Consider the following 25684-nt stretch of genomic DNA (forward strand, 5'->3'; position numbering starts at 1 on the left):
GCTTTGAAAACTGGACATGACCCTGACAGAAATTGTCCAAACTATAGTGTAACTACTTCTATGTTGTTTTCAAATAATTCTCGCAGCTGATGCGGCAGGTTTTCATCAAGCAATACGCGCATCGGCAACCTCTAACGTCATCTCAAGGTACGCGACAGCCTGTTCTTGGGATACCGTCGGAAAGTCATCAAGAAACTTTTTGAGCGAGTCGCCTGCCGTTAGATACTGAATCAAAATCTCGACTGGCACACGAGTACCAGCGAAAACTAAGGCTCCGTTCATCACTTTTGGGTTGCGCGAAACGATCTGTTCCTTTTTCATTGGTGAACCTCCTTGAATCCTTGAAAAAATTTATATAAAATCTCTTGTCAGAGGACCTTCAACGCTGCTTCATACTTGTCTCTAACGATGTCTTGGACATCCTCTCGTAACTTCTGCCAACTCCGTTGTAGTTTTGCCTTAACCCACATTCTACCTTCATCAATTCCCATTCCATGATGAACATAAGCCAAATATAAAAGTGAAGGTCCTCCCTCAATATGGGACATGGCATCGGCATTAGCGAGACATGCTCCCTCTGCACTCCGATGTTTTACTGTTACACTCGCTCGGTGTGTTGCGATAGCGTCCTTGACAGCTTCCGTTTTTCCTTCTGGGTAGCCGAAACGCTTAAGGAGTTTTTCTGCTTCAATCGGACCGTCAACTACCCCGCGCTAAAGCGCGAGGCTTGTGTCAAACCGTCAAACAGCGATAACTGATTGGGGTTCTTCAAACCAAACGCTTCATTCGGGTTGTTTCTCGTTTCATAGAGGGTGGCAACCCACCGCTCTCCACGAAGGGCAGCAGCTGCCCTAAAGAGTATGTTTATCGCAGCATTGTGGTCTCTGTCGATAGAGGCGCCACAAAACTGACAGTTAAAAGTGCGTATCGCCAACGCAACTTTCTTTGGCGACTTGATACCACAACACGAGCAAGTTTGCGAGGTATGCTTGGGGTCAACTTGATGGAAGTGGAAACCGTCTCTTTCGGCTATGTTCCCAGCCCACTGAAAGAAGGTTGCCCAAGACGCATCGCTGATACTCTTGCTGAGGTGTTTGTTCTGAACCATATTTGAGATTCTCAAATCTTCTGAAATGAGAACGTTGTTTTTCTGATGATGAAACAGTTTGAAAACCAATTTACCGATAAAGTCTTTGCGTTTGTTGCTTGTTCGCTCATGGTGTAAAGCGAGTTTGTGTTGCTGTTTACGCCAACGGTTACTTCCCAACTTCTTACGAGAGAGGTCTTTAGAATGTTTACGCGTCAGTCCTTCTGCTTGGCGATACCAACGCGGGTTGTCCTCTTTTTCGCCTTCGGAGGTCGTCAGATAGTGTGTTGTGCCGACATCAACCGCGATGGCATCGGTTGGTTCTACCTTCGGTGTATCGCCTATATCACAAGAGATGTGTGCGTACCAACCACTCGCTTTTTTAACGATTGTTACCTCTTTGGGATCGCCTTGAAGGGGGCGGTGCATGTATATCTTGACTTCGCCTAACTTTGGCACTTTTAAGCGATTGTGTCTAAAATCAGTTTCTATTATCGGATTTTGGCGGACACGTTCACCCGTCTTGAGTTTGTGCTTTCGCAAGCACCACGTCAGAGAACGGACACGCATTTTAAAGCGAGGGTAGCCCTTTTTCTCTGCTCCTTCTTTGCAACGCTTACGGAACGCATCAAAGGCTTTCTCAACGCGCTTGAGGACAGAAACTTGGAAATCTTGAGGGACTTCACGAAAGTCGTCATATTTCTCACGAGCAATCTTCAAAAGTTGTTCCTGGTCATATCGCGAAACAAAACGACCTTCTTCTTCGTGCGCATACTTGCGATTATTGCGCGCAGAATTCTGAAGTTCACAGAGGTGGTCAAACCACGCTAACAATGTTTGTTCCTGTGTTTGCGTAGGATACACAGGATACTTAAAGGTTAATCTCATGGACGTTCACGTATCACGCGTTTATCCCCTGACAAGTGGGAGGAAACCAGCACGTAACCGAGAGGCTACGCTTGTCATGCTGGTTTCCAACGTGATATGTATATTAAACCATATTTTCGCAAAAAAGTCAAGTGTTTTTTATCAAAAACGCTACGGTCTAACACACGAGGACAAGCATTCCTCCCCGCCTTAAAAGGCGAGGCTTCCTGCTCGTTTAATCTGGTGATGGGTCCAAATGTCATAACCGAAAATGTTGGTGTCAGCAGCACAAGCCTGTTCAACAATCTGTTCAAGTTTGTTTCTTATAGTTTCAATCACGGAAAGTTTCCTTTTTTAGATATGAGCTTACAAGTCGTTTTCAGGAATACTAAGAATACCACAAAACTGAAACTTAGACAATTGAAAGTTGTGTTTGATAGAGATTGCGCGATCGCTTCTACACATTTGAGATTTCAGAACGAAAGGTTTGCTTTTTTTTGCTAACTGTGCTATAATTTCTTCGGTTTATACAAGACTTTGATCCCTCTTCTTAACATGGGCTTGAAAACAATGCCCTTAGATCGAAACTCTCAAGCTGCACCCAAAAAGGAGAACCTTATTTAATGAACCTATATGGAACAACGTATGACAGAATGCAACTGCTTCGTCACGTTGGAGATGTGTCACAAATTGCCCATGCCAAAACGTACCAGCTGACAGATGGCAACGAAAAGGGTGTTGACGCAATCGACTTCCGAACAGGTAGCGGTCTTAACTTCACTGTACTGCCGAGTCGAGGGTTAGATATCTCTTATGCGGAGTATCAGGGTGTTCCCCTCTGTTGGCGTTCAAGTACGGGTGATGTCAATCCCGCGCATTATGAACCCGAAGGACTCGGCTGGCTACGGGGTTTTTACGGTGGCTTGCTGACGACCTGTGGGATGCGGCAAGTCGGCGTGCCGAATAAAGATGACGATGAGGCATTAGGGCTTCACGGTAGAGTCTCATATACCCCGGCAAAAAATGTTTGGGTCGACAGCCGGTGGGAAGGACAACGCTACATGCTATGGGCACAAGGCAGGGTTAAAGAGACCGCCGCTCTGGGCGAAAACCTCTCTCGCACCCGTAGGATTTGGACCGAGTTAGGTTCGCGTACGTTGCATGTTGAGGATATTGTCGAGAACTTGGGATACCACGATTCACCACACATGTACCTTTTCCATATTAATGTTGGATTTCCAATCCTTACGCAGGACAGCGAACTGCTTGCCCCCTCCTCACAGGTCACACCACGCGACGAACATGCTGCCGCAAGTTTGAACAATTATAATCTCTGCGACCCGCCAACTGTTGATTTCCAAGAGCAGGTTTACTACCATGAAATGGAACCAGATGTTGATAATCACATCCACGTCGCGCTTGTAAACCGAAGTTTTAACAAAGGGCAAGGCATCGGCGTATCGGTACGCTACCACAAGACGCAATTCCCACGTTTTGTCCAGTGGAAAATGTGTGGTGAAGGCACCTATGTCCTCGGCTTAGAACCATCAAACTGTGGCGTAGAGGGTAGGGCAAAAGAACGTGAACGGGGTACCCTACAGCATATTGAACCCGGTGGACGCAGACACTATGAAGTTGAAATCGGCGTGTTAGCCTCTAACGAGGAGATTGATGCGCTTCAGGAAAAAATTACACAAACCCAAAATTGATACCACTTAGGACTTACGCAATTTGCTGATGAGCACCTACATCCCGCACGCCGGTGGCGAGGCTTTAAACCTCGCCAGCAAAGGGTGCTGTGTAAGTTCTGACGACTAATTTAGCGAGGACGTACCAATAGGTTGTCCCACGTTTCAGGAGAAATTGATGATGAAGAGATGTTTGTCTTTACCCCTTATTGTGTTAGCACTACTGACGACGTTTATATTCGTTGGTTGCGGTGCGAAAGAGACACCCCCGACACCAGCTATCGCTGAAGCACCACCCGTACAAGAATCAGAGGAGAGCCACGAAGAACGGGAAACTGTAGAACAGAAATCAGAAGAAGCACAGGGAGAATTACACGCGGCTGAAGAGGAAATGGAGCATGAGCCTGAACCTGAAGAGGTGATGCCAACGATAGAAATTCCGAGCAGCAGTGTTTTGCATCTGATACCCCAACAAACATTTGGAATTATTTATTGTCCGAGTTTAGCTGAACTGGACGATCGGGTTAATATGTTAGCAATGGACTTGATGCCGACCGCTGAAAATCCAGAAATAATTGCCAAAATCTTGGCAGATAGATTCGGGGCTGGCTTTGAGAGCCTTGCTGAGTTACAGGAAATTGGGCTGGACCTGAATCAAGATTTTGCAATGTTCATGACATCCTCGAACCCGTCTGACCTGTCCGCAACCGTACATCTAACAGATTCTGCAGCCATGAAACAGGTAATTGAGGCGGAAAGCGAAGGGAGTGCCGCCACGGAATACAACGGTGTCAGCTATTGGAACGCGGCTGGCGGCGGCGGAAGCTTTGCTATCATAGATGACATTCTCGTTTTCACTCGGTCGCCTGAGGTCTGTGAAAGTGTCATTGATACCTACAAAGGGACAAAACCGTCTATCATAACCCATCCAGCTTACAGTCCGTTTCTCCATAGCGTTTCAGAAGGGAAAGCACAACTCGCGGTGCACTTTGGTTTTGAGTCAATTGCACCTGCTCTGAATACTTCGATTGAAGAGCAGTCGGAATTAATAAGGGACGGTCTTGAAAGCGATCCCGCCGCTATGGCGGCAGCACCTTTCTTTGAAGGTATATTTGCCTCAATGATAGACACGCTTATGCAGGTGGAATCTCTAAGCGCGACGCTCGTAGTGGAGGGCACCGATGTACAACTCGCACCTTTCCTGAAATTCAAAAGCGACAGTAAAATTCAGAACATGTTAAAAGAGATGACCCCTAATGAATTAACACGCCTCGGCGAGCTCCCAAATCGGGCGTTTATGAACGGTGCTTTTCAAGGTAAACCCGAATTGATGGTTCAGATGAGTATGTTCTGGCTAAAGGTGTTTTCACAAGACTCTGACCCAGAACAGGCTAAGATACTTGAGTCGCTTATTAAACAGTCAGAGGACTTTTATGAGGCTCTCGCTGAGGAATGGAGTTTTTCCGCTAATTTTAGAGGTAGTTTCCTCCCTGACTATTTAATCGTCTATGGACTCAAAGATGAACAGAAGGCGAAGACCTACATGGAAGAGGAATTACTTAAACAACTCCAAACCTCAATGGAATTCGCTCAAAAGATGATAGGAGATGTTCCCAGTCTCGGCATGTACGAAGGCGCGCATCAAGGAGAATCCACGATGCACAACGGCGTTGAGATCAAAAGTTACATCTTCCCTAATTTCGGTGCTGCCCTTGGAGAGATGCCACCCGAAGCTGCTGGATTGATGCCCGACGAATGGCACTGGTACTATGCCTTTGCCAATGATCAATTACTGATGGCTATCGGAAGCAAGGAGTTAATAACGATGAGTCTGGATAACAACGCAGGGGGTGATACCGGACCTCGTTTCTCTGGAGAGCCAAGTTATGAAAAACTCGTCGCGACCTTGGGATTGGAAAATAATCTATTTTTAGCAATTTCACCAATGACCATGGTTAAAGACCTCTTACCAATTATCGCGGAGATGTCAGATCCGAATACTGCTGCAGGAATGCAGATGTTGTCCGGAATGTTTATGAATCTACCGGAGAACTACAGCATCGGTTTTTCTGCCAAGGTGCAGGATGGCGGAATTGGTACGAAGCTGCTACTCACTCTCGGCGATTTCAAGCAGCTTATCCATACCTTTGCGATGATGCAAAGTATGGGACAGATGCAATAAATGTGTTTTTGACTCGCTCATAACTTGGTTGTGGGCGAGTTTTTATTTTTTAACGCACGCTTGCCACGTTTAAGACGTTTGGCTCTCATTTTGTTTGTTTATTTTTTCAATAATGCTATAATAGACCTATAATTACGAAATTGTAATATAATAGGAGGTAACCCTCATACGCTTTTATCGGTTGAATTCGCACTGTTTTGCCAAGTTTCTCGTAGGTTGGGTTGAACGGAGACAAGCAAATTACCACTTCTGAAAAAAGGTGTTTTGGAACGCGAAACCCACCCTCCACGAAATACAGTGAAACCCAACATCTTTGCTGCTTAAATCGTTATAATGTTTATTGTTTTTCCAAGGCAGCAACTTAGATTATTCTTTATCACGGTTAGACAGTATTACCAAACCAAGGAGGGAAGTTTTGTGCCTAAATATGGAAGGCACAGAATTTTTTTATTATGAAAAATTGGAAATATCAATACACCTTTGGGTTCAGTATTGCACTTCTGCTATTTATTTCTTTATTTGCTACTGCTGATACAACTGAAGAAGCGACTGAGGCTGTTGAAGCTGCAGTCCCCCAAAAAAGCCCGATTAAGGTCGGCGGGGCGATGCGTGTAAATTACGCCTATGGTGCTTATGGCGATGAGGATAATCCACATCCCCGAGGCGAAAAAATCGGTGATGTTGACCTTGAGATATTCCGTCTCAATGCCGACCTTGACTATAACAACATCATCGGTCGGCTTGAATACCGGTGGTATGATGGCTACAGTATGATACACACTGCATGGTTGGGGTATAATTTGGGTGATTTTGGTACACTTAAAGCAGGTATTGTACGGGCACCCTTCGGACCGACCGCCTATGGTGTTTCTACGAGTTGGTTTTTTGATCAGCATTTTTATGTCGGGCTCGCCGACGATATGGACTTAGGGGTCACATGGAATGATACCTTCGATAAGCTGACGCTTGATGTGGGCTATTACCCTATGAGTGATCCTCAGTTGATAAAGTATAGCAGCCTGGCGAGTTCTCGCTACAGTTATGATGTCGTCAAATGGGAAGAGAAAGCGGATGCGAAGGGAAATGTTGAATGGGGTGCTGGTGAAAACGGGTTTGATGAACAGCACCAATTTAACGTTCGTGCAATCTATTCTCTTGAGAACATCGCAGATGTCGGTGTATCGCTACAATACGGATTGCTGAAGGGGACGAATGTTGGGAGCGATGATGGTGGTAACCACTATGCTGTCTCCGCACATGCGAAGAACACCTTCGCGGATTTCACGCTCTTTTCGCAATTTTCTTATTACGCGCATAATATCACTGACAAAACCCCCTGGGGTACCGGGGACCTCATTCCAATGGGGGCTTACGACTTCGCATGGCCTGTCGCATCAAAAGGATTAATACCTGCCCTATCGCTGCGATACGGCGGTATAGATACTTCTGGCATCTCATGGATTGACAGTGTTACGCCTTATGCAGAGTGGAGCACTATTCTCAAAACTGTAGATGACTACAATCCGAGTATGCTCGTGACACTCGGCGCAAGTTGGACAGTCTTGGGCGCACTGTATGTGTATAGTGATTTCGCACTCTCCGACGGTAATTTTTTTGTCGGTAATACGGATGATGACTACGGGAATATCCTTACAGGGGTGAATCATGTTGGTGCCAATGGAAATAACGTGTTGCATTGGCGAGTTAATTTCAACTTCGGTTATTATTTCTAATCGGTTCTCTGCTCTCGGCTTTCAAAAACCATTGGACATGAGAAGACCTCTTTGCTGAAAGCCGACGGCTGACTGCTGACAGCCATTAAAAAAGGAGAATTTTGAAATGCACGAAGAAGGACAACAACCACAATACATGCAGGAAAGAGAGTACAAGAAGTTATTCGGTTTAGAGATTTATCTCACACCTGTATTTGTTATTTCCAGTATCGCTATCATTGTTTTTATCATAGGTTCTCTCATTTTCCAAGAGGGTGCAACAAAACTTTTTGGAGATCTCAGAGTCTGGCTCACCACAAACCTCGATTGGCTGTTCATGATTACCGCCAATTTAGTCTTTCTCTTTTGTCTGGTTGTGGCATTCTCGCCACTCGGTAAAGTGCGTCTCGGCGGTGCAGATGCGAAGCCTGAATATTCCTACTTAACATGGCTTGCTATGCTTTTTGCTGCAGGCGTGGGTATTGGGCTTCTCTTCTTTGGCGTGTCGGAGCCGGTTACCTATTTTCAGGGTGGTAGTTATTCGCCGCTGGGGACAGAAACGGTTTATGACCCAAAGACGGTCTATACTGCTGAAAATGTCCCAGACGCTGAGGATCCCAAGGTTCAAACGGCGGCTTCCTTGGGGATAGCGACGACGGTCTTCCACTGGGGTTTACAAGGGTGGGCGATCTACGGTGTCGTAGGACTTGCTCTCGCATTTTTCGCCTACAATCGGGGTTTGCCGCTCCTCATCCGATCCGCTTTTTATCCGATATTTGGTGACCGGATATGGGGGTGGCCCGGGCACATCATTGATATCCTCGCCATATTCGCAGGTATCTTTGGACTCGCAACTTCTCTCGGTTTGGGGGTACAACAGGTAACCTCCGGACTTGACTATCTGTTTGGGATCCCGGCGAACAGTCTCACTATGGTCGTGCTGATTGTAATAATTACGGCCATCGCTCTGGTATCAGTAATGACTGGGATTAATGTCGGTATCAAACGTCTTAGTCAATTCAACATAATTCTTGCCTTTGTATTATTGGCGGCTGTTATCCTTCTGGGGCCAACGCTCTACATTCTTCGGACGCTTTTCTCTGGACTTGGCACCTATATTATGAAGATTGTGCCGCTCAGCAACTGGATTGGGCGTGAAGACACTGCCTTCTTCTACGATTGGACGACGTTCTACTGGGCATGGTGGATCGCTTGGGCACCGTTCATCGGTACATTTATTGCTCGCATTTCAAAGGGACGCACGGTTCGTGAGTTTGTAATCTTTGTCTTGCTTCTACCAACGTTGCTATGTTTGATATGGTTTAGTGCCTTTGGTGGCACTGCTATTCACCAGTTCCTCACTGGGGGTTACACGGGTGTAACCGAAAATGTTGAGACATATACTTACGAACTTGCCCTATTCAAAATGTTTGAAGGACTTCCGTGGACAACGCTGCTCTCTTGTGTCGGTATGACGTTAACGATCGTCTTTTTCGTTACTTCGTCGGACTCCGGTTCTTTGATTATTGACATCATCGCAGCGGGTGGCAAGGTTGACGCGCCGATACCGCAACGTGTGTTTTGGTGTACTGCGGAGGGATTAGTCGCTATTGCACTCTTACTTGGCGGAGGGCTAAAAGCGTTACAAGCTGCTTCCCTCGCGACAGGTTTTCCCTTCGCGATTGTGCTGTTGGGAATGGGAGTCTGTGTCTGGATCGGGCTTAGTAAGGAGGCACGTCAATCTTAATCACAATCGGCTGTCAGCAGCAGACAGTCGGAAGAATGGTCATTGGTTATCGGCAGTTGGTTAAGAAGTTTTGATTGCGTCAAACATTGCTTAACCAACCGCCGAAAGCCGAAAGCGAATAAATATGAATACAACAGAATTAGAATTTGAGAAACCTCTTATTGAGTTGGAACGGCATCTTGCCCAATTAAATGCTTTTTCGGAAACGCACCCTGAGTTAGACCTCACGGATGGGATTACGGCACTAAAGGAGAATGCGGACACGCTCACAAAACAGACGTTCCAAAATTTAAGCCGCTGGGATAAAGTGCGGTTAGCAAGGCATCCGCAACGTCCGCAAGCCTCCTTCTATATTGACGCACTTCTTGATGAGCCTGTTGAACTCCACAGCGATAAACTCTACGGTGATGACCGCGCACTCATCGGGGGCTTCGCATGGTTCGACGAGCAACCTATCGTTTACCTCGCACAGCAGAAAGGCACGAATCTTCAAGAGCGGCAGGAAATGAATTTTGGTTACACACATCCAGAGGGCTACCGCAAGGCGAGACGGTTGATGCAGTTAGCAAATAAGTTCAACCGACCCTTAATTTGCCTTGTTGATACCCCTGGAGCGCATTTTGATCTCCGCTCCGAGGAGTATGGGCAGGCGATGGCGATCGCTGAAAATCTTGCGGAGATGATGACGATGCGTGTCCCAATTCTCGTCGTTATTATTGGCGAAGGTGGGAGTGGCGGGGCTTTGGCAATCGCAGTCGGAAACCGTGTTTTGATGATGGAATATGCCGTCTACTGTGTTGCGCCCCCCGAAGCCTGCAGTGGCATTGTGTGGAAGGACAAGGGCGAACATGCACCAGAGGCGACCGAAGGCTATAAACCTACCGCCCCAGATCTGCTTAAATTAGGGATCATTGACCAAGTTGTTCGTGAACCGCTCGGTGGTGCACATAGGAATGCAGAGGCTTCTGTACGCAACGTCAAACGTGCGGTGCGGAAACACTTCACCGAATTGATGCAGATGACCCCTCAACAACTCATCCAACAAAGATACGAACGTTACCGACACATCGGGCTTTATGGCAAAGATACTGCTTGAATAGTTATCAGTTAACGGTTAACATACCTCACAGTGAGAGTCGTTAAGAGGGTTTCCTTTGATTAGAGAAGATACCTCTTTAGAAACTAACAGTGAAAAAGGGCTTTGTGTAACCCAAATCTCTTGTAACTGACAACCGATGACTGACAACTGATGACTAAAACACATGAAGATACGAACGATCACGACAGGTATTCCACTCCCTTTTTCCCCTTACCAACTTCAACGTGCGGCAAAATTTAACACCGCCTGTCGAACCTGCTTTGAAGGGAACGGTTACGAAGTCCAAACGACACGTGTCAGCTGCCAAATCTGGGATGAGGCACGGGATATAGATACAATCCTTACATTGGAGTCCGATGCACAAGCATTGGGAATTGAATTCCTAAACTTAGGGACAATCCTACCGGAAAAGCGATACACAGAAACGCATCTCGCTTGTGTTGCCGATGTGATTGTCCAAAGTGAGATGCTCTACGCCACCGTCACCCTTACGACCCAATCTGAACGTATAGCATTGGATATCACTGAAAATACTGCAGACATCATCCGACAGATCGCACATCGTACCGATGCTGGCTATGGAAACCTCCGCTTTGCAGCATTGATGAACTGCCAGCCAAATACGCCCTTCTTCCCAGCGGCGTACTGGCACGACACTCGGACTAACTTCAGTATCGGATGGCAGGCTATAGACCTTGTGCAAGACGCTTTCACGGATGCCCCGAATTTAGAAGTCGGCTTGCAGAACCTGAAAACCGTCATGGAAGCGGAAGGACAAAAGATTGTCGCACTCGCACAAACGTTGGCGCAGGAATGGGGCATAAAGTTTGTTGGTATAGACGCATCGCTGGCACCGATGGGCGATGAAAGCATCGCTTACGCCATGGAACAACAACTCCCCGGTTATTTTGGCGAGCGCGGCACATTGACAGTCGCTGCTGGTCTCACTCACACACTCCAATCCCTCGAACTGCCGCTCTGTGGATATTCAGGATTAATGCTCCCTGTCCTTGAAGATGTAGGTTTAGGAGAGCGAAGTGAAGCGGGTTATTTTAATCTTGACAGCCTCCTTCTCTATTCCACTGTCTGTGGGACGGGGTTGGATACAATTCCGATACCCGGCGATGCTTCCACATCTCAGATTGCCGCTATTCTGACGGATGTCGCCACACTCTCCATACAGTTGAACAAGCCGCTATCGGTACGCCTTTTTCCAGTTCCCGGGTGCAACGCAGACTGCATGACAGAATTTGATTCCCCCTATCTAACAAATACCACAGTGATGCAGATATAATCAATAATCCTCCGTTATCATAATCTTCAGCGTCAAAACTCCGTCTCTTAGGTCGGAGATGTAGACGCTGTTTTTTATTGACACAAGTTGTTAAATTCGCTATCATATTTAGCGTAATCGGCAGCTGACTGCTGATTGCCATTGGAACTTTTCCTTTGCCAATTGTCACAACATTTGGTGATAGCACCCACTACCTAAAGGTAGGGGCTTCGGCTTCGTAGACAGTGCGGTTTTCTCAAAGAGTAGACCGTCTTAATCCGTCTCCACCAGCAGGCGATTCCCCTTGGGTCAAAAAAGTTCCCTTGGGCATATCAAGTTAACACGTTCTTGGCTATCCCCGCCTGCCTCTCTCCGAAATGGAGAGAAAAGTTGAAGGTGAGACCGCAATACAACGTGCAGGCTTTGACCTCTGCCCCGATTCACACTTTCGTGCAATTACGCGTCAACGGTCTCTTATACTTTTTAGGTGGTATTGACACCTGACACCATTTGACCACCTCTTACCGTGGCGGATACCTCCTGCACAAGGTTTGTGCAGGGTAAGAGCGGTATCCAAGTGTCAGTATTATTAATTATACCACATTTTTAGGGAAATGTCAAATGTTTTTTACTCACAAACCCAATGCCGGCCTACATCCCGCAAGCTGAAGCATGGGGTCTTGGCGGGAAGATTGGTAAGGTGGCGTGAACGGAATTTAACGAGCCTTATCCATCCAATTGATGTCCATCGGAGGTATTCACAATGTATATGCGACATTGGTTACAGAGTCCTTCAAGTCTGACGCACGGTAACATCATTAAGCGCGAGATCTTTAGCAAAAGCAACGGAGACGCTACAGATAAAGAGGGCGCAATTCTGAGGTACGTCGATAGTTTCTCTCGATGCTATCTTGAACCGAAAATATCTTCAGTTCCTACGGCATTAGATGATCGACAACTTATTTTCTACATTGTTGACGGTTCCGGTGTGTTTGAGGCAGGAGACTTGAAACAGCAGGTTGGAGAGGGGGATGCAATCCTTGTCCCGCCCGGACTCAACCACGTTTTGAATAATTTGGAAGATGCCCCGTTAGAGTTTTTGATATTGGAAGAGGTAATCCGGGACGGCGTAGAGGCACCACGCAAGGACGCGCTCATCCGAAACTATCGCGAACGCCCCTTGGGGCAAGGACATTGGACACATCTCGTACATCCGATTTTCGGTCCAGATGACGGCTTAGTGACGCTGCATTCAGTGCTGATGGTGCGGATTGAGGCGATGCAAACACCCGATACACATGGACACGGTCCTGATATGGATGAGGTCTGGTATATGCTTGAGGGTAATGGCATTCACGTTGTCAGCAGGAATGTTTATCGTCAGATGCCGGGCGATGCTGTCTCTGTGGCTTCGTCAAATCCAGGGCATAGCCTTATCAATGACACGGATGAACCGCTTAAGACCTTCTACTTTGCACGTTACGATCGCTAAAAGGAATGACTATGGCTGACAAACCACACGTTCTGCTCATCTCGACTGACCACTGGCCCAACTCACTTCTGGGTGTCAGCGGACATCCGGCTATTCAGACACCGACGCTTGATTCGATCGCTCGTGCTGGTACCCGCTTTACGCGCGGCTACAGTGAATGCCCAGTCTGTGTTCCAGCGCGAAAGACGTTGATGACCGGCGCAACAACGCGGACCCACAAAGACAGGGTTTTCAACGATCAGAAAGATATAGGTGGACTACCGACAATCGCACAGACGTTTCGCAATGCCGGGTATCAGGCTTACGCCGTCGGTAAGCTGCACGTCTATCCCCAACGTGACCGCATTGGATTTGACGATGTACTGTTAGGTGAGGAGGGCAGATTACAATACGGCGTGGTTGATGACTATGAACTCTTCCTCGGTGACAGAGGGTATGCGGGACAGCAGTTTGCCCACGGAATGTGCAACAACGATTACCTCAACCGTCCTTGGCACCTTCCTGAAGATTGTCACGTTACGAACTGGAGTACGCAGTAGATGGTGCGGATGATTAAACGCCGCGACCCGACTCGTCCCGGATTCTGGTACCTTTCCTACTGCCACCCGCATCCGCCTTTAGCACCGCTTCAATGCTACATGGATATGTATCGCGATATTGATGTGGATATGCCCTATTGTGGTGAGTGGGCTAAAGAAACTGAAAATTTACCTTTACCACTCAGATCACGCCAAGCGCAGAATTCTCTTTACAATGAAGATCTGATTCGTTCCGCACGCCAAGCGTTTTATGCACTTTGTACGCACATCGACCATCAACTGCGCGTCGTTATCGGGACTCTACGGGAAGAGGGCATGCTGAACAACACGATTTTACTGTTCACCTCTGACCACGGAGATATGCTCGGAAATCATCAAATGTGGGCAAAACGGCTATATTATGAAGATTCCGCCAACGTCCCTATGCTCCTTGTTGGTACTGCAGGCGATGAACGGGTCGGGCATCATAGGGTTGATGACCGGCTTGTTGGATGGCAGGATGTTATGCCGACCCTTCTCCACCTCGCAGGTATCGATATCCCAGACACAGTAGACGGAATACCGATGGTAGGCGACGAGAAACGGGAATGGTTGTACGGCGAATGTGGCGAGGGTGGAAGTGCAACCCGAATGATTCATGAGGGACGCTTCAAGCTCATCTACTACGCCACCGGTAATTACCGGCAGCTCTTCGATTTAGAAAAGGATCCGAGAGAGTTAAACGATCTCGCCAATTCACCTGAGTATGCCGAAGTGCTTGAGCGATTAACGAATCACTTAATCGGTGAACTCTATGGCAGCGATGAAGAATGGGTAGAAGATGGCAAACTCATCGGTCTGCCCGATCGTGAGTATCGTCCATCTCCCAATCGTGCCTTATCGGGCCAACGCGGACTTCATTGGCCACCACAACCCTCCACCGGACGTTGAATAGTCTCCCCAAAAGTAGGTGCGGTTTTGCGGCGGACTCGCTCAAATGCGATCTGCATTCCTAACCGCACCTCTCAATTTGTGTCCTCCCACTCTCCGCTTAAATCCTTGATTCAGATAACAAATATTTCCCGATTGAAATCATTGAATTTCTATGCCAAGTGTGATATGATTTTAATGAGGATAAGGATTCGGAGAAGACTCATGAATTTCAGGAATGAAGATATTAAACGTCAAATACGTTTAGGCGAAGACAGTTACTGGGAATTCAAGGAAATTGCATTCGTGGGAAACGTTCCCAAGAGTCCCCGTCGTGACGATCTGGCGGATGAACTTGCCGCTTTTGCTAACACGGATGGCGGTGTGTTGCTGTGTGGTGTGACAGACAGTGGAGATGTCCAAGGTATGTCCCGCAAGCAAATGGATGCCTTGGAGCGACTCTTGACTGAGATTTACACCGATGCGATTAAACCTCCGGTTCGACCTACCATTCTTCGCAAGGAAATAAAGGAAGGCAAACCGTTTTTACTCGTTGAAATACCGCAGGGTTATGCGTTACACAATAGTCCTGGTGGCAGTTATCATAGGGTGGGTAGTACGAAACGCCAGATGACAACAGATGAGCAGCTACGTCTCGCGCAGCGGCGTGGGCAGGCACGCTTCCTCTGGTTTGACAAACAACCGGTATCAGGAACAGGTTTTGGATCATTAGATGAATCCCTTTGGAAATCGCTATTGAGTGCCGAAGGTGCTACTGCTCCTGAATTGGCATTGGAAAAAATGGGGCTTCTAACCAGCGACGAAAATGGAACTCTGCGCGCTACCGTAGCAGGTGTCCTTTTGTGCACCCGTTCTCCTGAAGAATGGCTACCGAACGCCTGTATCTCCTCAACCTGTTACCGAGGCACAGATCGTGCATCAGGACAGATAGATGCCCAGACAATTACCGGTCCGCTGAACCAACAAATTGCTGAGGCGGTTGCCTTTGCCGTGCGTAATATGCGCGTCGGTGCCTACAAGAATCCGGCTCGTACGGACTTACCCCAATACAGCGAAAGAGCACTGTTTGAAGCTATTGTCAACGCTGTTGTCCACCGCGACTATGCCATTTCCAGCAGTCGAATTCGGCTCTCAATGTTCGCTGACCGCATTGAAATAAATTCGCCCGGCGGTTTACCCAATAATCTGACAATTGATAGCATGGCTGTCCGCCAGTCAACACGAAACGAGGCACTTGCCTCAATACTCGGACGAATACCTGTTGAAAGCATCAGGGGTTCGGGGGAACGGCAATTCTTCATGGAGCGGCGAGGAGATGGTGTACCAACGATCTTTCGTGAAACGGAGGCTCTGAGTGGGAAAGCTCCAGAGTATCAACTTATTGATAATTCAGAACTTGTTCTTACAATCCCAGCTGCTGATACAGATCTTACACCTGCAACTGCTGGCATTCTTGTCCATTATAGTAGCAATCCGCTGTCTGGAGTTGAACTATTAATGCTATTCCCAAATAAAACGTGGAAAAGGGCAACCACCGACGAGAATGGGTACGCACAAGTTGATCTGCACACAACGCACCTTCCAATGACGGTGTTTGCAGCCGCCCCCGGTTTTGCTGCACACCTTGAGAATAACTGGGTGCCAGCGAAAGGAGGACTTGCACTTGAAATGCAGAGCCTCCAAGATGGCGGATCCGTAATTTTTTCTAATGCAACAGGTAACATCCCGGGCTTGTCCGGGCATTTAAATCCGATTCGCGACACTCAAGATCGAACCTATCTCTACGCTTCCAATATCGCCATAAACGCAGGACAGCAGCAACCGGTTCATTTCATTCTTGGAGAGGATTTGCATCTTACTGATACAGATGGCAAAGAATTGATGGTGCGCGTCATTGCTATCATGGGCAAATCGGCACTGCTGGAATATCGACCTTATTCTAAAGGAGCCAAAGGACACGCTTGATGTTAACGATTTTTGTTTCTATCCAACAGATATTGCATATTCCCAAAAATGGATAGTTCCCAAAAATGCACTAAAAATCTTGACAAAGTTTTTAAAAGCAACTATATTAACATATTGGAAATTTCTTCGTTAGGGCATATTTATAAGCCCGTATTGATTCTTAACGCGAACAATTAAGAAAGGAAAATAGATGTTAGCAGAAATACGTCAAAGAGAAGGGGTTATTGTTATTCGACCCACCGGCCGCATGATCGGTGCGGCAAATGCTGAAATTAGAGAACAAATTAATGAAGAATTGGAAGAGCATTTTGACTCTCCAAAGGTTATCTTTAACCTTGAGAATGTTACCCGCATGGATAGTAGTGGTCTCGGTACGTTGGTCTCTGTAAACGTGACTGTTTCCCGCAAAGGTGGACGTACTGCGCTCGTCAATGCAGGCGCGCACATTCGTAACCTTCTCATCCTCGGCCGCTTAATGAGCGTTTTTGAGAATTACAACAGTGAAGAAGAGGGAATCCTCGCCCTAACCTCTGAAGAGAGTTAGTGGAAACAGTGGAGCCATTTAGTTTCTCTTGATGCGACGATAAGCGCAATCAAAGTTAAATGGCTCTGATAGGCAAAGTGATTCCCCTTCGCGCTTAGGAAAGTTTCCAAGAGGAACCAAAATACAAAAAAGGAGATTTATGGCAAATCAAGATCTTCCGACGCTCACTGTCGATGCCGGTTCCCACGACCGAGACGGATGTCCGGTTAGTGTTAGCCTTGAGCATCCCGGCGTGAGTCAACTTCACGATCATGCCGTCATCTTGACAGATGTTGCGTCCGGTGATGTCATCTCAGCGCAATGTTACGCTGGCGAAGATGGCACTACGACTTTAACTTGGATACTTGATGGACTTGCTGCCGGTGACACACGCACCTATACCCTTTCGGAGGGAAGCGTCGCTGGAGAGACAGGTGTTCAGTTAAAAGACGACACCGAAACGATCGTTGTCACGCTTAATGACCGGCACTTCACAACATTTCGCTATGCTAAAACACAGTTCCGCCCCTATTTCTTTCCCGTTCACGGGCCCAATGGACGCGAAGTAACACGTGGTGAAACAAGCGAGATCTCAACAGACCACGTTCATCATCGCTCTCTCTATGTCGCTTATGGTGAAGTCAACGATGTTGACCTGTGGGGTGAAGGCGGTAATTCAGGAAAAGTTGTGCCGCAAAACTTCACACAAAAACAGGGCGGAGCTGTTGTCGGTAGAATTTACACCGAAAATAGTTGGCAGACACAGGCAGGGGACGTATTGATGACGGACAACCAAAACTTCCGCATTTACAACCTACCTGAGGATGCTACAATTCTTGACTTAGATCTGCGTTTTATCGCTTCCACTGGGGATGTTCATTTCGGAGACACCAAGGAGGGCGGTATTATCACAGTTCGGGTGCATCCGTCAATGAACGCTTCAGATGGCGGAAAGATAGAGAACGCTTTCGGTGGTATCAATCAGCCGGAAACTTGGGGTAAACGTGCGAACTGGTGCGATTATTCCGGTGTTGTTGACGGAACACCAGTCGGCATTGCTGTGTTCGATCATATTGTCAATCCACGCTATCCGACGTATTGGCACGTGCGTAACTACGGGTTAATGGGAACCAACATTTTCGGGGGTGGCACCTTTGAAAGCGACCCTTCTAAAGACGGTTCCTACACACTTAAGCAGGGCGAAGAGATGCACTTCCGCTTCCGTGTCCTTATCCACGCTGGCGATGCAACCCATGGAAAAGTAGCACAGAAATATCACGATTTCATTAACCCACCTGCCGTTGAAATCTCCTAACCCTCCTAATAGTCGGTCAGTGGTTAGTAGAACGTGTGGCAGTTGCGAACGTTTCTAACTGACACAAGCGAGTTGCTGATAACTGACAACTGATAACTGATAGCCATTAAAGGAGATTCACAAATGCCAATTCCTACGATTCATGTTGGATGCACCCATTTCGCGCACGGTCGCTTGCAAGCACAGGTCAATTCGCACGGGTTAGAACCTGTCGCGTGTGTGGACATCAATCTTGAAGAGGCACGGGCAGGTGTCGCATCAATCAACGGCGCGCCTGAAGGCTTGACAGAGCGTATCTACACAACAATCACCGAGGCGAAAGAGAAACACGATGCACAGGCGTGTCTTATCTATGCGTCAACAACGGTTCACGCCAAGTTAATTGTCGAAAGTCTAAATCTCGGCATGCATACTCTCTGTGTTAAACCGATTGCAACGACCCAAGTAGAATTCCACGATATTATCCAGGCACACAAGGCGAACCCGGGTTTGATACTCGTCCAAGGACAGAACAAACGGTGGAACCCTGCCGCCGCAAAAATGCGGGAATGGCTCCGCGAAGATGGTGGTATTGGTGAAATGTTAGCTGGGGAGTGTCGATTCTGGATCCGCCAAAATTTATACACAGGTACTGATTCTCGGCAGCCAGACGCTTATGTTGATGGACTCTTCTTCCATGCTGGCACGAGTCATCAGTTGGATCAGCTTGTCGCCGCGAAAGGGCTTCCGAAGTACGTCACAGCGCATGTTCACAACCGTCGCGATCCGGAACTTGGGCAAATCGAGGCTTGGGGGACAGCCGGGGGCAACGCCCTCATGGAATACGCAAACGGCGCGCCTTTTTCTTATGCCGGAACACGAGCGGGACATGCCGGTCCCTTCGGTTGGAGTGGAAGTTGGAGTTTCCACGGAGAGGATGGAGACCTCCGACGAGACGCGGGACACCTACAACTCTTCCGACTCGGCAAAACCATTGAAGATTTAAACCTCCAAGATTTACACGCCGGTTTAATAGAAGATGATAGGCTTCAATTCGATGCCTTTGCACAGGCAATTGTCAACGGCACGGATCGAGATTGGATGCAAGACACAACCCTCGGCACATGGATACTCATGGAAGCGTGCAACGAGTCGGCGCGAACGCACGAACGCGTTGATGCTGAAGCGTTTGCTAAGAAGATGCTTACCTAAGAGACGCAATTTTCAAACTCTTGAATTTGTCTCTTTCCTGTTTTAAAGAGAGTGCAGCCCGTAATGAAATAGAGGGGTTTTGCTTGGGTATTTTTTCAGATGTACGGGAAGGGACATCAAAGGTCAAATCCACCTGAACGAACCGCAAGGAAAATTAAAAAATGCAATCTCCACACGGCTCAGCGTTCCGTCCGTCTGTGATGGGCAGGAACGGAATGGTTACATCAGGACACGTACTTGCTTCCCAAGCAGGTATTCAGACAATGATGGCAGGCGGCAACGCCGTTGATGCTGCCATCGCAACCGCTGTTGCCCTCGGTATGGTTGAACCTGCTGGCTCTGGACTCGGAGGCGACGGCTTTATCCTCATCTATTGGGCGGATACCGGGAAGGTCGAAGCGGTAAACGGAACTGGACCCGCCCCGCGTGCTGCGACACGGGAAACCTATCTCAAAGATGGTGGAATCCCGATGAAAGGCATACGAAGTGTTTCGGTGCCAGGAATCGTTGACGCATGGCTTCTCGCACACGAACGCTACGGCGCGCTCAAGTTAGAAGACGTTTTCGCGCCAGCAATTTCGCTCTGTGAGGACGGTTTTCCTGTCAGTCATAGGCTCGCTGGTGGGCTTAGAGGTGAGAACGAACGTTTCGCCGCTGAACCGGACAGTCGTGCTATTTTCACAAACGATGGTGAACCGATCTCCGCTGGTCAGTTCATCGCCAACCCTAATCTCGGTACCACACTCCGAAAGATAGCAAAAGATGGCAGAGATATATTCTATAAAGGCGAGATTGCTAAGACTATTGGAGAGTTCAGCCGCGCCCACGATGGACTCTTGACCGCCGAAGACCTCGCTAATTACCACGCACACTGGGATGACCCGATACACGTCAACTACCGCGGTTACGAAGTCTATGAGATGCCACCCAATTCAAGTGGGCATATCTTGCTTCAAGAATTGAACATGGTTGAGTTATTTGATTTGCAAAGTTTGGGATGCAATACCGCCGAAAGTGTGCATCTGATGGTGGAAGCGAAAAAACTTGCCTTTGCTGATCGAGAGAAATATATGGCAGATCCAGAGTGGGTGGATGTTCCGATAGAAGGGATGTTATCCAAATCTTACGCTGCTGAACAAGCAGAACGTATCGACTTGGATAAGGCAGCTTTTGATGTCCCTGCTGGCGGTCCAGAGGCACACGAAGATACAACCTGCTTCTGCACCGCGGATCGCGCGGGCAACCTTGTCTGCGTGCTGCAGAGTATCCAATCCGGGTTCGGTTCCAGCTTAGTCGCGGGTGACACAGGTGTCCTTTTGAACAATCGTATGACCTATTGGCATCTGGAAGAGGACCATCCGAACTGTTTGATGCCGGGCAAACGTGTCCGCCACACCATGAATCCTGTCATTGTTACAAAAGATGGTCGTCCCTTCTTAGCGTGCGGTACACCTGGGGCAGATACACAGGTCCAGACGAACCTGCAGCTCGTTACGCATATTGTTGACTTCGGAATGACACCACAAGAAGCGGTCTCCGCGCCACGTTGGCGCAGTTTACAGAACCCGATGGAATCGACTATCCCACACACTTGTTCCAATGATCTTCAGTTAGAAACCCGGTTCGCTTCTGATACACAGGAGGGGTTAGCGGAGAAAGGACATGCGCTTCAACTCGTTGGAGATTGGGGTGGTCCGGGGAGTGCTCAGGCGATTATGGTTCATCCCGAATCTGGCGCGCTCATTGGAGGTTCCGATCCAAGAACAGACGGGTACGCCGTCACTTTTTAGACACTAACTTTAGACAACAGACAAGTCAACAGAAAGCCAATTCCGTATTACATTTTGCTGTTGTTATTTTCTTAATTCAAGTTGCTATCTTATGGAAAATAAGGGGCAGGATACCATAGAATACCAGGATTAGAGGAAATTCCTTGTATTTTCAATCAAAAACGGTAGATGTTTGTCTAAAATGTTGCGAGTAACAGCTTGGGTTATTTAAGTTTAAATCTTGCCTGTCACAGGCTAAAATCCCTATGATATTGTTCTGCGGGTGCTTTACGACACGAATGTAATTGTTCCCAAGAACAAAACTTTAGGGTGACGATCTGCGTTAGGGATGCAAGGAAGAATTGAACGTCCCTAACTTAATCGATCCCCAATAGGAGAATTATCATGAATAGCAGCATTATTGGAGTCGTCGTCCGTGCGATTCTTGTAACGATCTTTTGTCTCGGAACACCATGGGTGTGGGCAGCTGATACTGTTCTCTTTGAAGAAGATTTTGAAGATGTAGCACTCGAATCCAGCATAATGGAACAGGTTAAGGATGACAAAGTTTGGTCGGGTACACCACCTGACGGCTGGGAAATTACAAACGAGAACCCGAAGGACCTCGGTATGCCTGAATGGAGAACCTGGGCGATTGTTGACCTTGAGTGGTGGACACGAACAGCAGAAGACCAGAGGCGTAGTGAATTCACTGGGGTACACAATGATGGCAAAGGCATAGGTAAGGGAGCTGTTTCTGATCCTGATGAGTGGGATGATTGGGCCGGAAATGGCGATCCTGACGCGTTGAGTCGTTGGAATGGACACTTAATTACCCCACTCATTAAAATCAAGGGCGCAGCAGCAAAATCGCTTGTCTTAACATTGGATTCGAGTTGGCGACCTGAAGATACCCAAAATGGTGAGATAACAGTAAGTTTCGACGGTGGTGCGGAAGAACGAATCCTATTCTTCAAAAGTGTCGGTATCGACGCAGGCGCGCATACCCTTGTTACGATTCCTACCCTTAAGCTAAAAGAAGAAAAATTAAACGATGGGGAACAGATAAACGAAACGTTAGAAATCCCGATCGACAACCCCGCTGGTGCCACTGAGATGACTATTAGTTTCGGTGTCGTTGACGCACAGAACGATTGGTGGTGGGCGATAGATAATATAAAGCTCATAAGCACTGCTTTTGATGTAGAACCGAGAGGTAAATTGGCAGTGAAATGGGGAGAAATAAAGTTCTTACAATAGACGTTCTTTGCCGAATTGTGAAAATTCAGCACTGCTTACAATCCCGCAAAGATGATCCTAAAAAGAGTGATGTACTTCCCTCAAGTGTATCACTCTTTTATGCCTTGGAGAAAAAGTCATGAAAATATTGGTCACAGGTGGTACGGGTCGTATCGGATCAAATCTCGTCAAAAGGCTGTTAGAAAAAGGACACGATATCCGCAGTTTTGTCTATCCGGGTGATGTCAATCGTGTTGGAAGATGGGATGGTGCTGAGCGTGTAGAGACTGTCCTCGGAGACCTGCGCGAATATGAGGATGTCAAGAAAGCCGTTGATGGGGTAGATGCCATCTATCATATCGCTGCAGCGTTTGGGGGTCCCTTTGATAACCGCCAGTACTTGGCAATCAACGGCATGGGAACGCTCAACATTTTAGAGTGTATCCGCGAGTTCAATCGGAATATCCATCGCCTTGTCTATGCCTGTACTGAGGCGATTTATTGGGAACTCACTGAAAAGGGTCGGTTTTTCGATAAACTGATTACCGAGGATATGGTCGCTAAATACCATCACATGCCCTATTTCCTTACCAAATGGATTGGCGAGGAGTTGTGCATGTCCTATCATCATCAATACGGTGTGCCTTCCACGGTTTTCCGGTTCACGACTGTCATTGAACCGAGCGAATTTCTCAACGAAGACGATTTGCCAAAACAATTTGTCTTTAGTCCTATCTATAACCGATATAAGAATTATAAAGGCGACGATCCTGCCGAGTTAGAGACTGCAGAGACCGTCAAACGCCTTTGGGATGGACAAGAAAAGTTTATACTCAAACGCAATCCTAACGGACGACCCTATAAAGAGCATTTCACCGATGTCCGGGATATTGTGCAGGGACTGGTTTTAGGGATCGAAAAGGATGCAGCGGTCGGCGAAGAATTCACACTCGGTGGAAACGGGGTCTTCAAACACGAAGAGGTCGCCCCATACCTATCCGAACGCTACCATAAGGATTTTGTCGATGTGAAACTCCCGCAACCCCTCCACTTTGAATTTGATTTAAGCAAAATCAAAACGCTGTTGGACTATGAACCGCAACACGACTTGGCAAGTATCCTTGATGCCGCTGAAGCGATGCGTCGTGGTGAAGATATTGGCATCATCCCGACAGGCGTTCGATGGAATTAGTATCCACTTTTTGACGATTCTTTTGTTCAATCTCCGACTTGTGCCCTCATGGTTTTGGCAATTTTCCTTGATGTCTTGTGAATGATTGGGTTAAAATTAAACTACCTACACATTGTGCTTTATTTGCATACCGGCCCAACCTAATTAAACACTAAATTGGGAGATTCGTTGTTGTGAAAACTTCTTTTGGAACGCCCATTTTTTACCCGCTTATCCTCCTTATTTTTTCCCTCTTGACGTTCGGTTGCACCAAAACTACGGTTACACCTACGCGACAAGTTTCATCAAGCACGAAGCACCTGGACCGGCATATCAATGCGGTGCTTAAAAGGGAAGGGATTCAACCCTCAAAGGTGTCCAAGGATACAGAGTTTTTGCGTCGCGTCCATCTTGATATGACTGGCAGAATTCCGATGCCCGAAGAGGTCTTGGATTTTCTCAAGGACGGTTCCTCAACCAAACGGCAGAAAAAAATTGAGGAGCTGTTAGCCAGTGAGGATTATCTTGATTATTGGACCGAGTTATGGGTGAATTGGTTAATCGGTAGACGCGGGGATGGCGACAGTCAACGCCTCGGATTAAGACTTTGGGTCCGGGAGGCTTTGGCAAAAAATATGCCGTACAATCAGTTTGTTCAGGAACTCATCGCCGCCGATGGAGAATTACGGGACAACGGCGCGGGAAACTATATCTTGCGTTACGAGCGTTCGCCTGTCTCTCTGACTTCGCACGCCTCCCGACTCTTCTTAGGACTCCCTATGCAGTGTGCGGAATGCCATGATCATAAAACAGAAGTATGGAGCCAAGAGGATTTCTTTCGCGTGGCTGCCTTCTTCACCGGCATTGAAAGTGAGCAGAAAGGATTCATCGAAAGTATGGATATGGTTGGTAATGAGAGAAGAATCGATAATTTTCTTCTTACCAACAAACCCGAAGATTCAATCTGGGTGAGAGACCTTGAGAAGCATGTCCGCCCACACTTTTTGGATGGAACAGAATATCAGGGTTCACGCCTCAAAAAGCGCGAAGCACTCGCACAATGGATGACCGATAAATCAAATCCGTATTTTAGTCAGGCACTCGTGAATCGGATTTGGAAACGCTTTCTGGGACGTGCCTTTGTTGAACCTGTTGATGGGTTCGGAGAAGAAAACCAAGCCACGAATCCTGAACTCCTGAAGTGGCTCGCAAATGATTTCGTGATCCATGACTACGATTTACAACACTTGATGCGGACAATCCTGAATTCAGAGACGTATCAACGTACATCGCAAACAAATAAAAGTAACGAGAATGACGAGCTCCATTACTCGCATGCCTACGTCAAACCCCTAACGGCTGAACAATTTTTCTATTCGCTCCTGCAAGCCACCGGTTTTGAAAGGCTACAACAGGTTAAAATGGAAGGTATCAAGAAGCACGGGGGCGAAGACCGCAGGGGAATGCTACGCTCGCTTGAACAAAAGAAACGCGAACATCTCCAAAAGTTTCTTTTTCTCCTCGATAACGGCGAGATGGAAGAGATCGAAGCCTTCAACGGCACCGTGCCACAGGCACTCATGATGATTAACGGGGATATGGTGAATGATAGCGCGAGTCATGAAGAACACGGCAGCTTCATAAATTACGTACTTGAAAAATGGCGCGAACCCGCAGACCGATTGGAGTATATCTATCTCAACGTCCTCTCTCGATTGCCAACGACCAAAGAGAAAACCTATTTCCAACGCTATATGGAACGAAGCCTCTATCGTAACAAAGACTTGGCTTATGAGGATCTCTATTGGGTCTTGCTCAATTCAGCCGAATTTTCGCTCAACCATTAGTTTGCACAGCCTAACACGCTATGCTACACGAAATACAAGTTATAGGAG

At 47.4% G+C, this 25684-nt stretch carries 20 protein-coding genes and 1 pseudogene; 17 read left to right on the forward strand and 4 right to left on the reverse strand.

All coding sequences use genetic code 11. The features are described from left to right. Nucleotides 1–105: 105 nt before the first annotated feature. The 4 genes from OXH39_18625 to OXH39_18640 form a co-directional block, all read right to left on the reverse strand. Nucleotides 106–321 carry a DUF433 domain-containing protein gene (locus OXH39_18625; GenBank protein ID MCY3552482.1) on the reverse strand — a complete coding sequence of 72 codons (216 nt, stop codon included), beginning with the start codon at nucleotides 319–321 and terminating at the stop codon, nucleotides 106–108. A gap of 47 nt (nucleotides 322–368) precedes the next feature. Beyond that, on the reverse strand, nucleotides 369–512 hold the full coding sequence (locus OXH39_18630; protein MCY3552483.1) for a hypothetical protein: 144 nt from the start codon (nucleotides 510–512) through the stop codon (nucleotides 369–371). Nucleotides 513–703: 191 nt separating this feature from the next. Then, complete coding sequence (locus OXH39_18635; GenBank protein ID MCY3552484.1) at nucleotides 704–1975, reverse strand: RNA-guided endonuclease TnpB family protein; 1272 nt, start codon at nucleotides 1973–1975, stop codon at nucleotides 704–706. A gap of 189 nt (nucleotides 1976–2164) precedes the next feature. Beyond that, the gene (locus tag OXH39_18640) at nucleotides 2165–2293 is read right to left on the reverse strand and encodes a hypothetical protein (GenBank protein ID MCY3552485.1); all 129 of its coding nucleotides are present in this window, start codon (nucleotides 2291–2293) and stop codon (nucleotides 2165–2167) included. Between the two features lie 284 nt (nucleotides 2294–2577). Between OXH39_18640 and OXH39_18645 the strand changes: the two genes are divergently transcribed. The 17 genes and pseudogenes from OXH39_18645 (at nucleotide 2578) to OXH39_18725 (ending at nucleotide 25636) form a co-directional block, all read left to right on the forward strand. Beyond that, the gene (locus tag OXH39_18645; GenBank protein ID MCY3552486.1) at nucleotides 2578–3663 is read left to right on the forward strand and encodes an aldose 1-epimerase family protein; all 1086 of its coding nucleotides are present in this window, start codon (nucleotides 2578–2580) and stop codon (nucleotides 3661–3663) included. Nucleotides 3664–3820: 157 nt separating this feature from the next. Beyond that, the gene (locus tag OXH39_18650; GenBank protein MCY3552487.1) at nucleotides 3821–5824 is read left to right on the forward strand and encodes a DUF3352 domain-containing protein; all 2004 of its coding nucleotides are present in this window, start codon (nucleotides 3821–3823) and stop codon (nucleotides 5822–5824) included. A 452-nt stretch (nucleotides 5825–6276) separates the two neighbouring features. Next, nucleotides 6277–7557: a hypothetical protein gene (locus OXH39_18655; GenBank protein ID MCY3552488.1), complete on the forward strand. Its 1281-nt coding sequence runs from the start codon at nucleotides 6277–6279 to the stop codon at nucleotides 7555–7557. 106 nt (nucleotides 7558–7663) lie between these two features. Further along, nucleotides 7664–9283: a BCCT family transporter gene (locus OXH39_18660; GenBank protein MCY3552489.1), complete on the forward strand. Its 1620-nt coding sequence runs from the start codon at nucleotides 7664–7666 to the stop codon at nucleotides 9281–9283. A gap of 124 nt (nucleotides 9284–9407) precedes the next feature. Then, nucleotides 9408–10379 carry an acetyl-CoA carboxylase carboxyltransferase subunit alpha gene (locus tag OXH39_18665; GenBank protein MCY3552490.1) on the forward strand — a complete coding sequence of 324 codons (972 nt, stop codon included), beginning with the start codon at nucleotides 9408–9410 and terminating at the stop codon, nucleotides 10377–10379. A gap of 166 nt (nucleotides 10380–10545) precedes the next feature. Further along, nucleotides 10546–11676: a DUF711 family protein gene (locus OXH39_18670; GenBank protein MCY3552491.1), complete on the forward strand. Its 1131-nt coding sequence runs from the start codon at nucleotides 10546–10548 to the stop codon at nucleotides 11674–11676. Between the two features lie 742 nt (nucleotides 11677–12418). Further along, nucleotides 12419–13147: a cupin domain-containing protein gene (locus tag OXH39_18675; protein ID MCY3552492.1), complete on the forward strand. Its 729-nt coding sequence runs from the start codon at nucleotides 12419–12421 to the stop codon at nucleotides 13145–13147. An 11-nt stretch (nucleotides 13148–13158) separates the two neighbouring features. Continuing rightward, a pseudogene (locus tag OXH39_18680) lies at nucleotides 13159–14208 on the forward strand (sulfatase-like hydrolase/transferase). Nucleotides 14209–14316: 108 nt separating this feature from the next. Continuing rightward, nucleotides 14317–14616: a DUF4976 domain-containing protein gene (locus OXH39_18685; protein MCY3552493.1), complete on the forward strand. Its 300-nt coding sequence runs from the start codon at nucleotides 14317–14319 to the stop codon at nucleotides 14614–14616. A 204-nt stretch (nucleotides 14617–14820) separates the two neighbouring features. Next, a complete protein-coding gene (locus tag OXH39_18690; GenBank protein ID MCY3552494.1) occupies nucleotides 14821–16581 on the forward strand; it encodes a putative DNA binding domain-containing protein in 1761 nt (586 codons plus the stop codon). 190 nt (nucleotides 16582–16771) lie between these two features. Beyond that, on the forward strand, nucleotides 16772–17125 hold the full coding sequence (locus OXH39_18695) for an STAS domain-containing protein (GenBank protein MCY3552495.1): 354 nt from the start codon (nucleotides 16772–16774) through the stop codon (nucleotides 17123–17125). A gap of 139 nt (nucleotides 17126–17264) precedes the next feature. Further along, nucleotides 17265–18419 (forward strand): PmoA family protein, encoded by a 1155-nt coding sequence (locus OXH39_18700; GenBank protein ID MCY3552496.1) that lies wholly within the window; start codon nucleotides 17265–17267, stop codon nucleotides 18417–18419. Between the two features lie 123 nt (nucleotides 18420–18542). Next, nucleotides 18543–19610 (forward strand): Gfo/Idh/MocA family oxidoreductase, encoded by a 1068-nt coding sequence (locus tag OXH39_18705; protein MCY3552497.1) that lies wholly within the window; start codon nucleotides 18543–18545, stop codon nucleotides 19608–19610. Between the two features lie 161 nt (nucleotides 19611–19771). Further along, nucleotides 19772–21400, forward strand: a complete 1629-nt coding sequence (gene ggt / locus OXH39_18710) for a gamma-glutamyltransferase (protein ID MCY3552498.1) — start codon at nucleotides 19772–19774, stop codon at nucleotides 21398–21400. Nucleotides 21401–21784: 384 nt separating this feature from the next. Continuing rightward, the gene (locus tag OXH39_18715; protein MCY3552499.1) at nucleotides 21785–22639 is read left to right on the forward strand and encodes a hypothetical protein; all 855 of its coding nucleotides are present in this window, start codon (nucleotides 21785–21787) and stop codon (nucleotides 22637–22639) included. A gap of 118 nt (nucleotides 22640–22757) precedes the next feature. Next, nucleotides 22758–23810, forward strand: coding sequence for an NAD(P)-dependent oxidoreductase (locus OXH39_18720; GenBank protein MCY3552500.1), 1053 nt, complete (start codon nucleotides 22758–22760; stop codon nucleotides 23808–23810). Between the two features lie 173 nt (nucleotides 23811–23983). Next, nucleotides 23984–25636 carry a DUF1549 and DUF1553 domain-containing protein gene (locus OXH39_18725; protein ID MCY3552501.1) on the forward strand — a complete coding sequence of 551 codons (1653 nt, stop codon included), beginning with the start codon at nucleotides 23984–23986 and terminating at the stop codon, nucleotides 25634–25636. The last annotated feature ends 48 nt before the right edge of the window (nucleotides 25637–25684 follow it).

It is taken from the genome of Candidatus Poribacteria bacterium, assembly GCA_026702755.1.
Classification (GTDB): Bacteria; Poribacteria; WGA-4E; order WGA-4E; family WGA-3G; genus WGA-3G.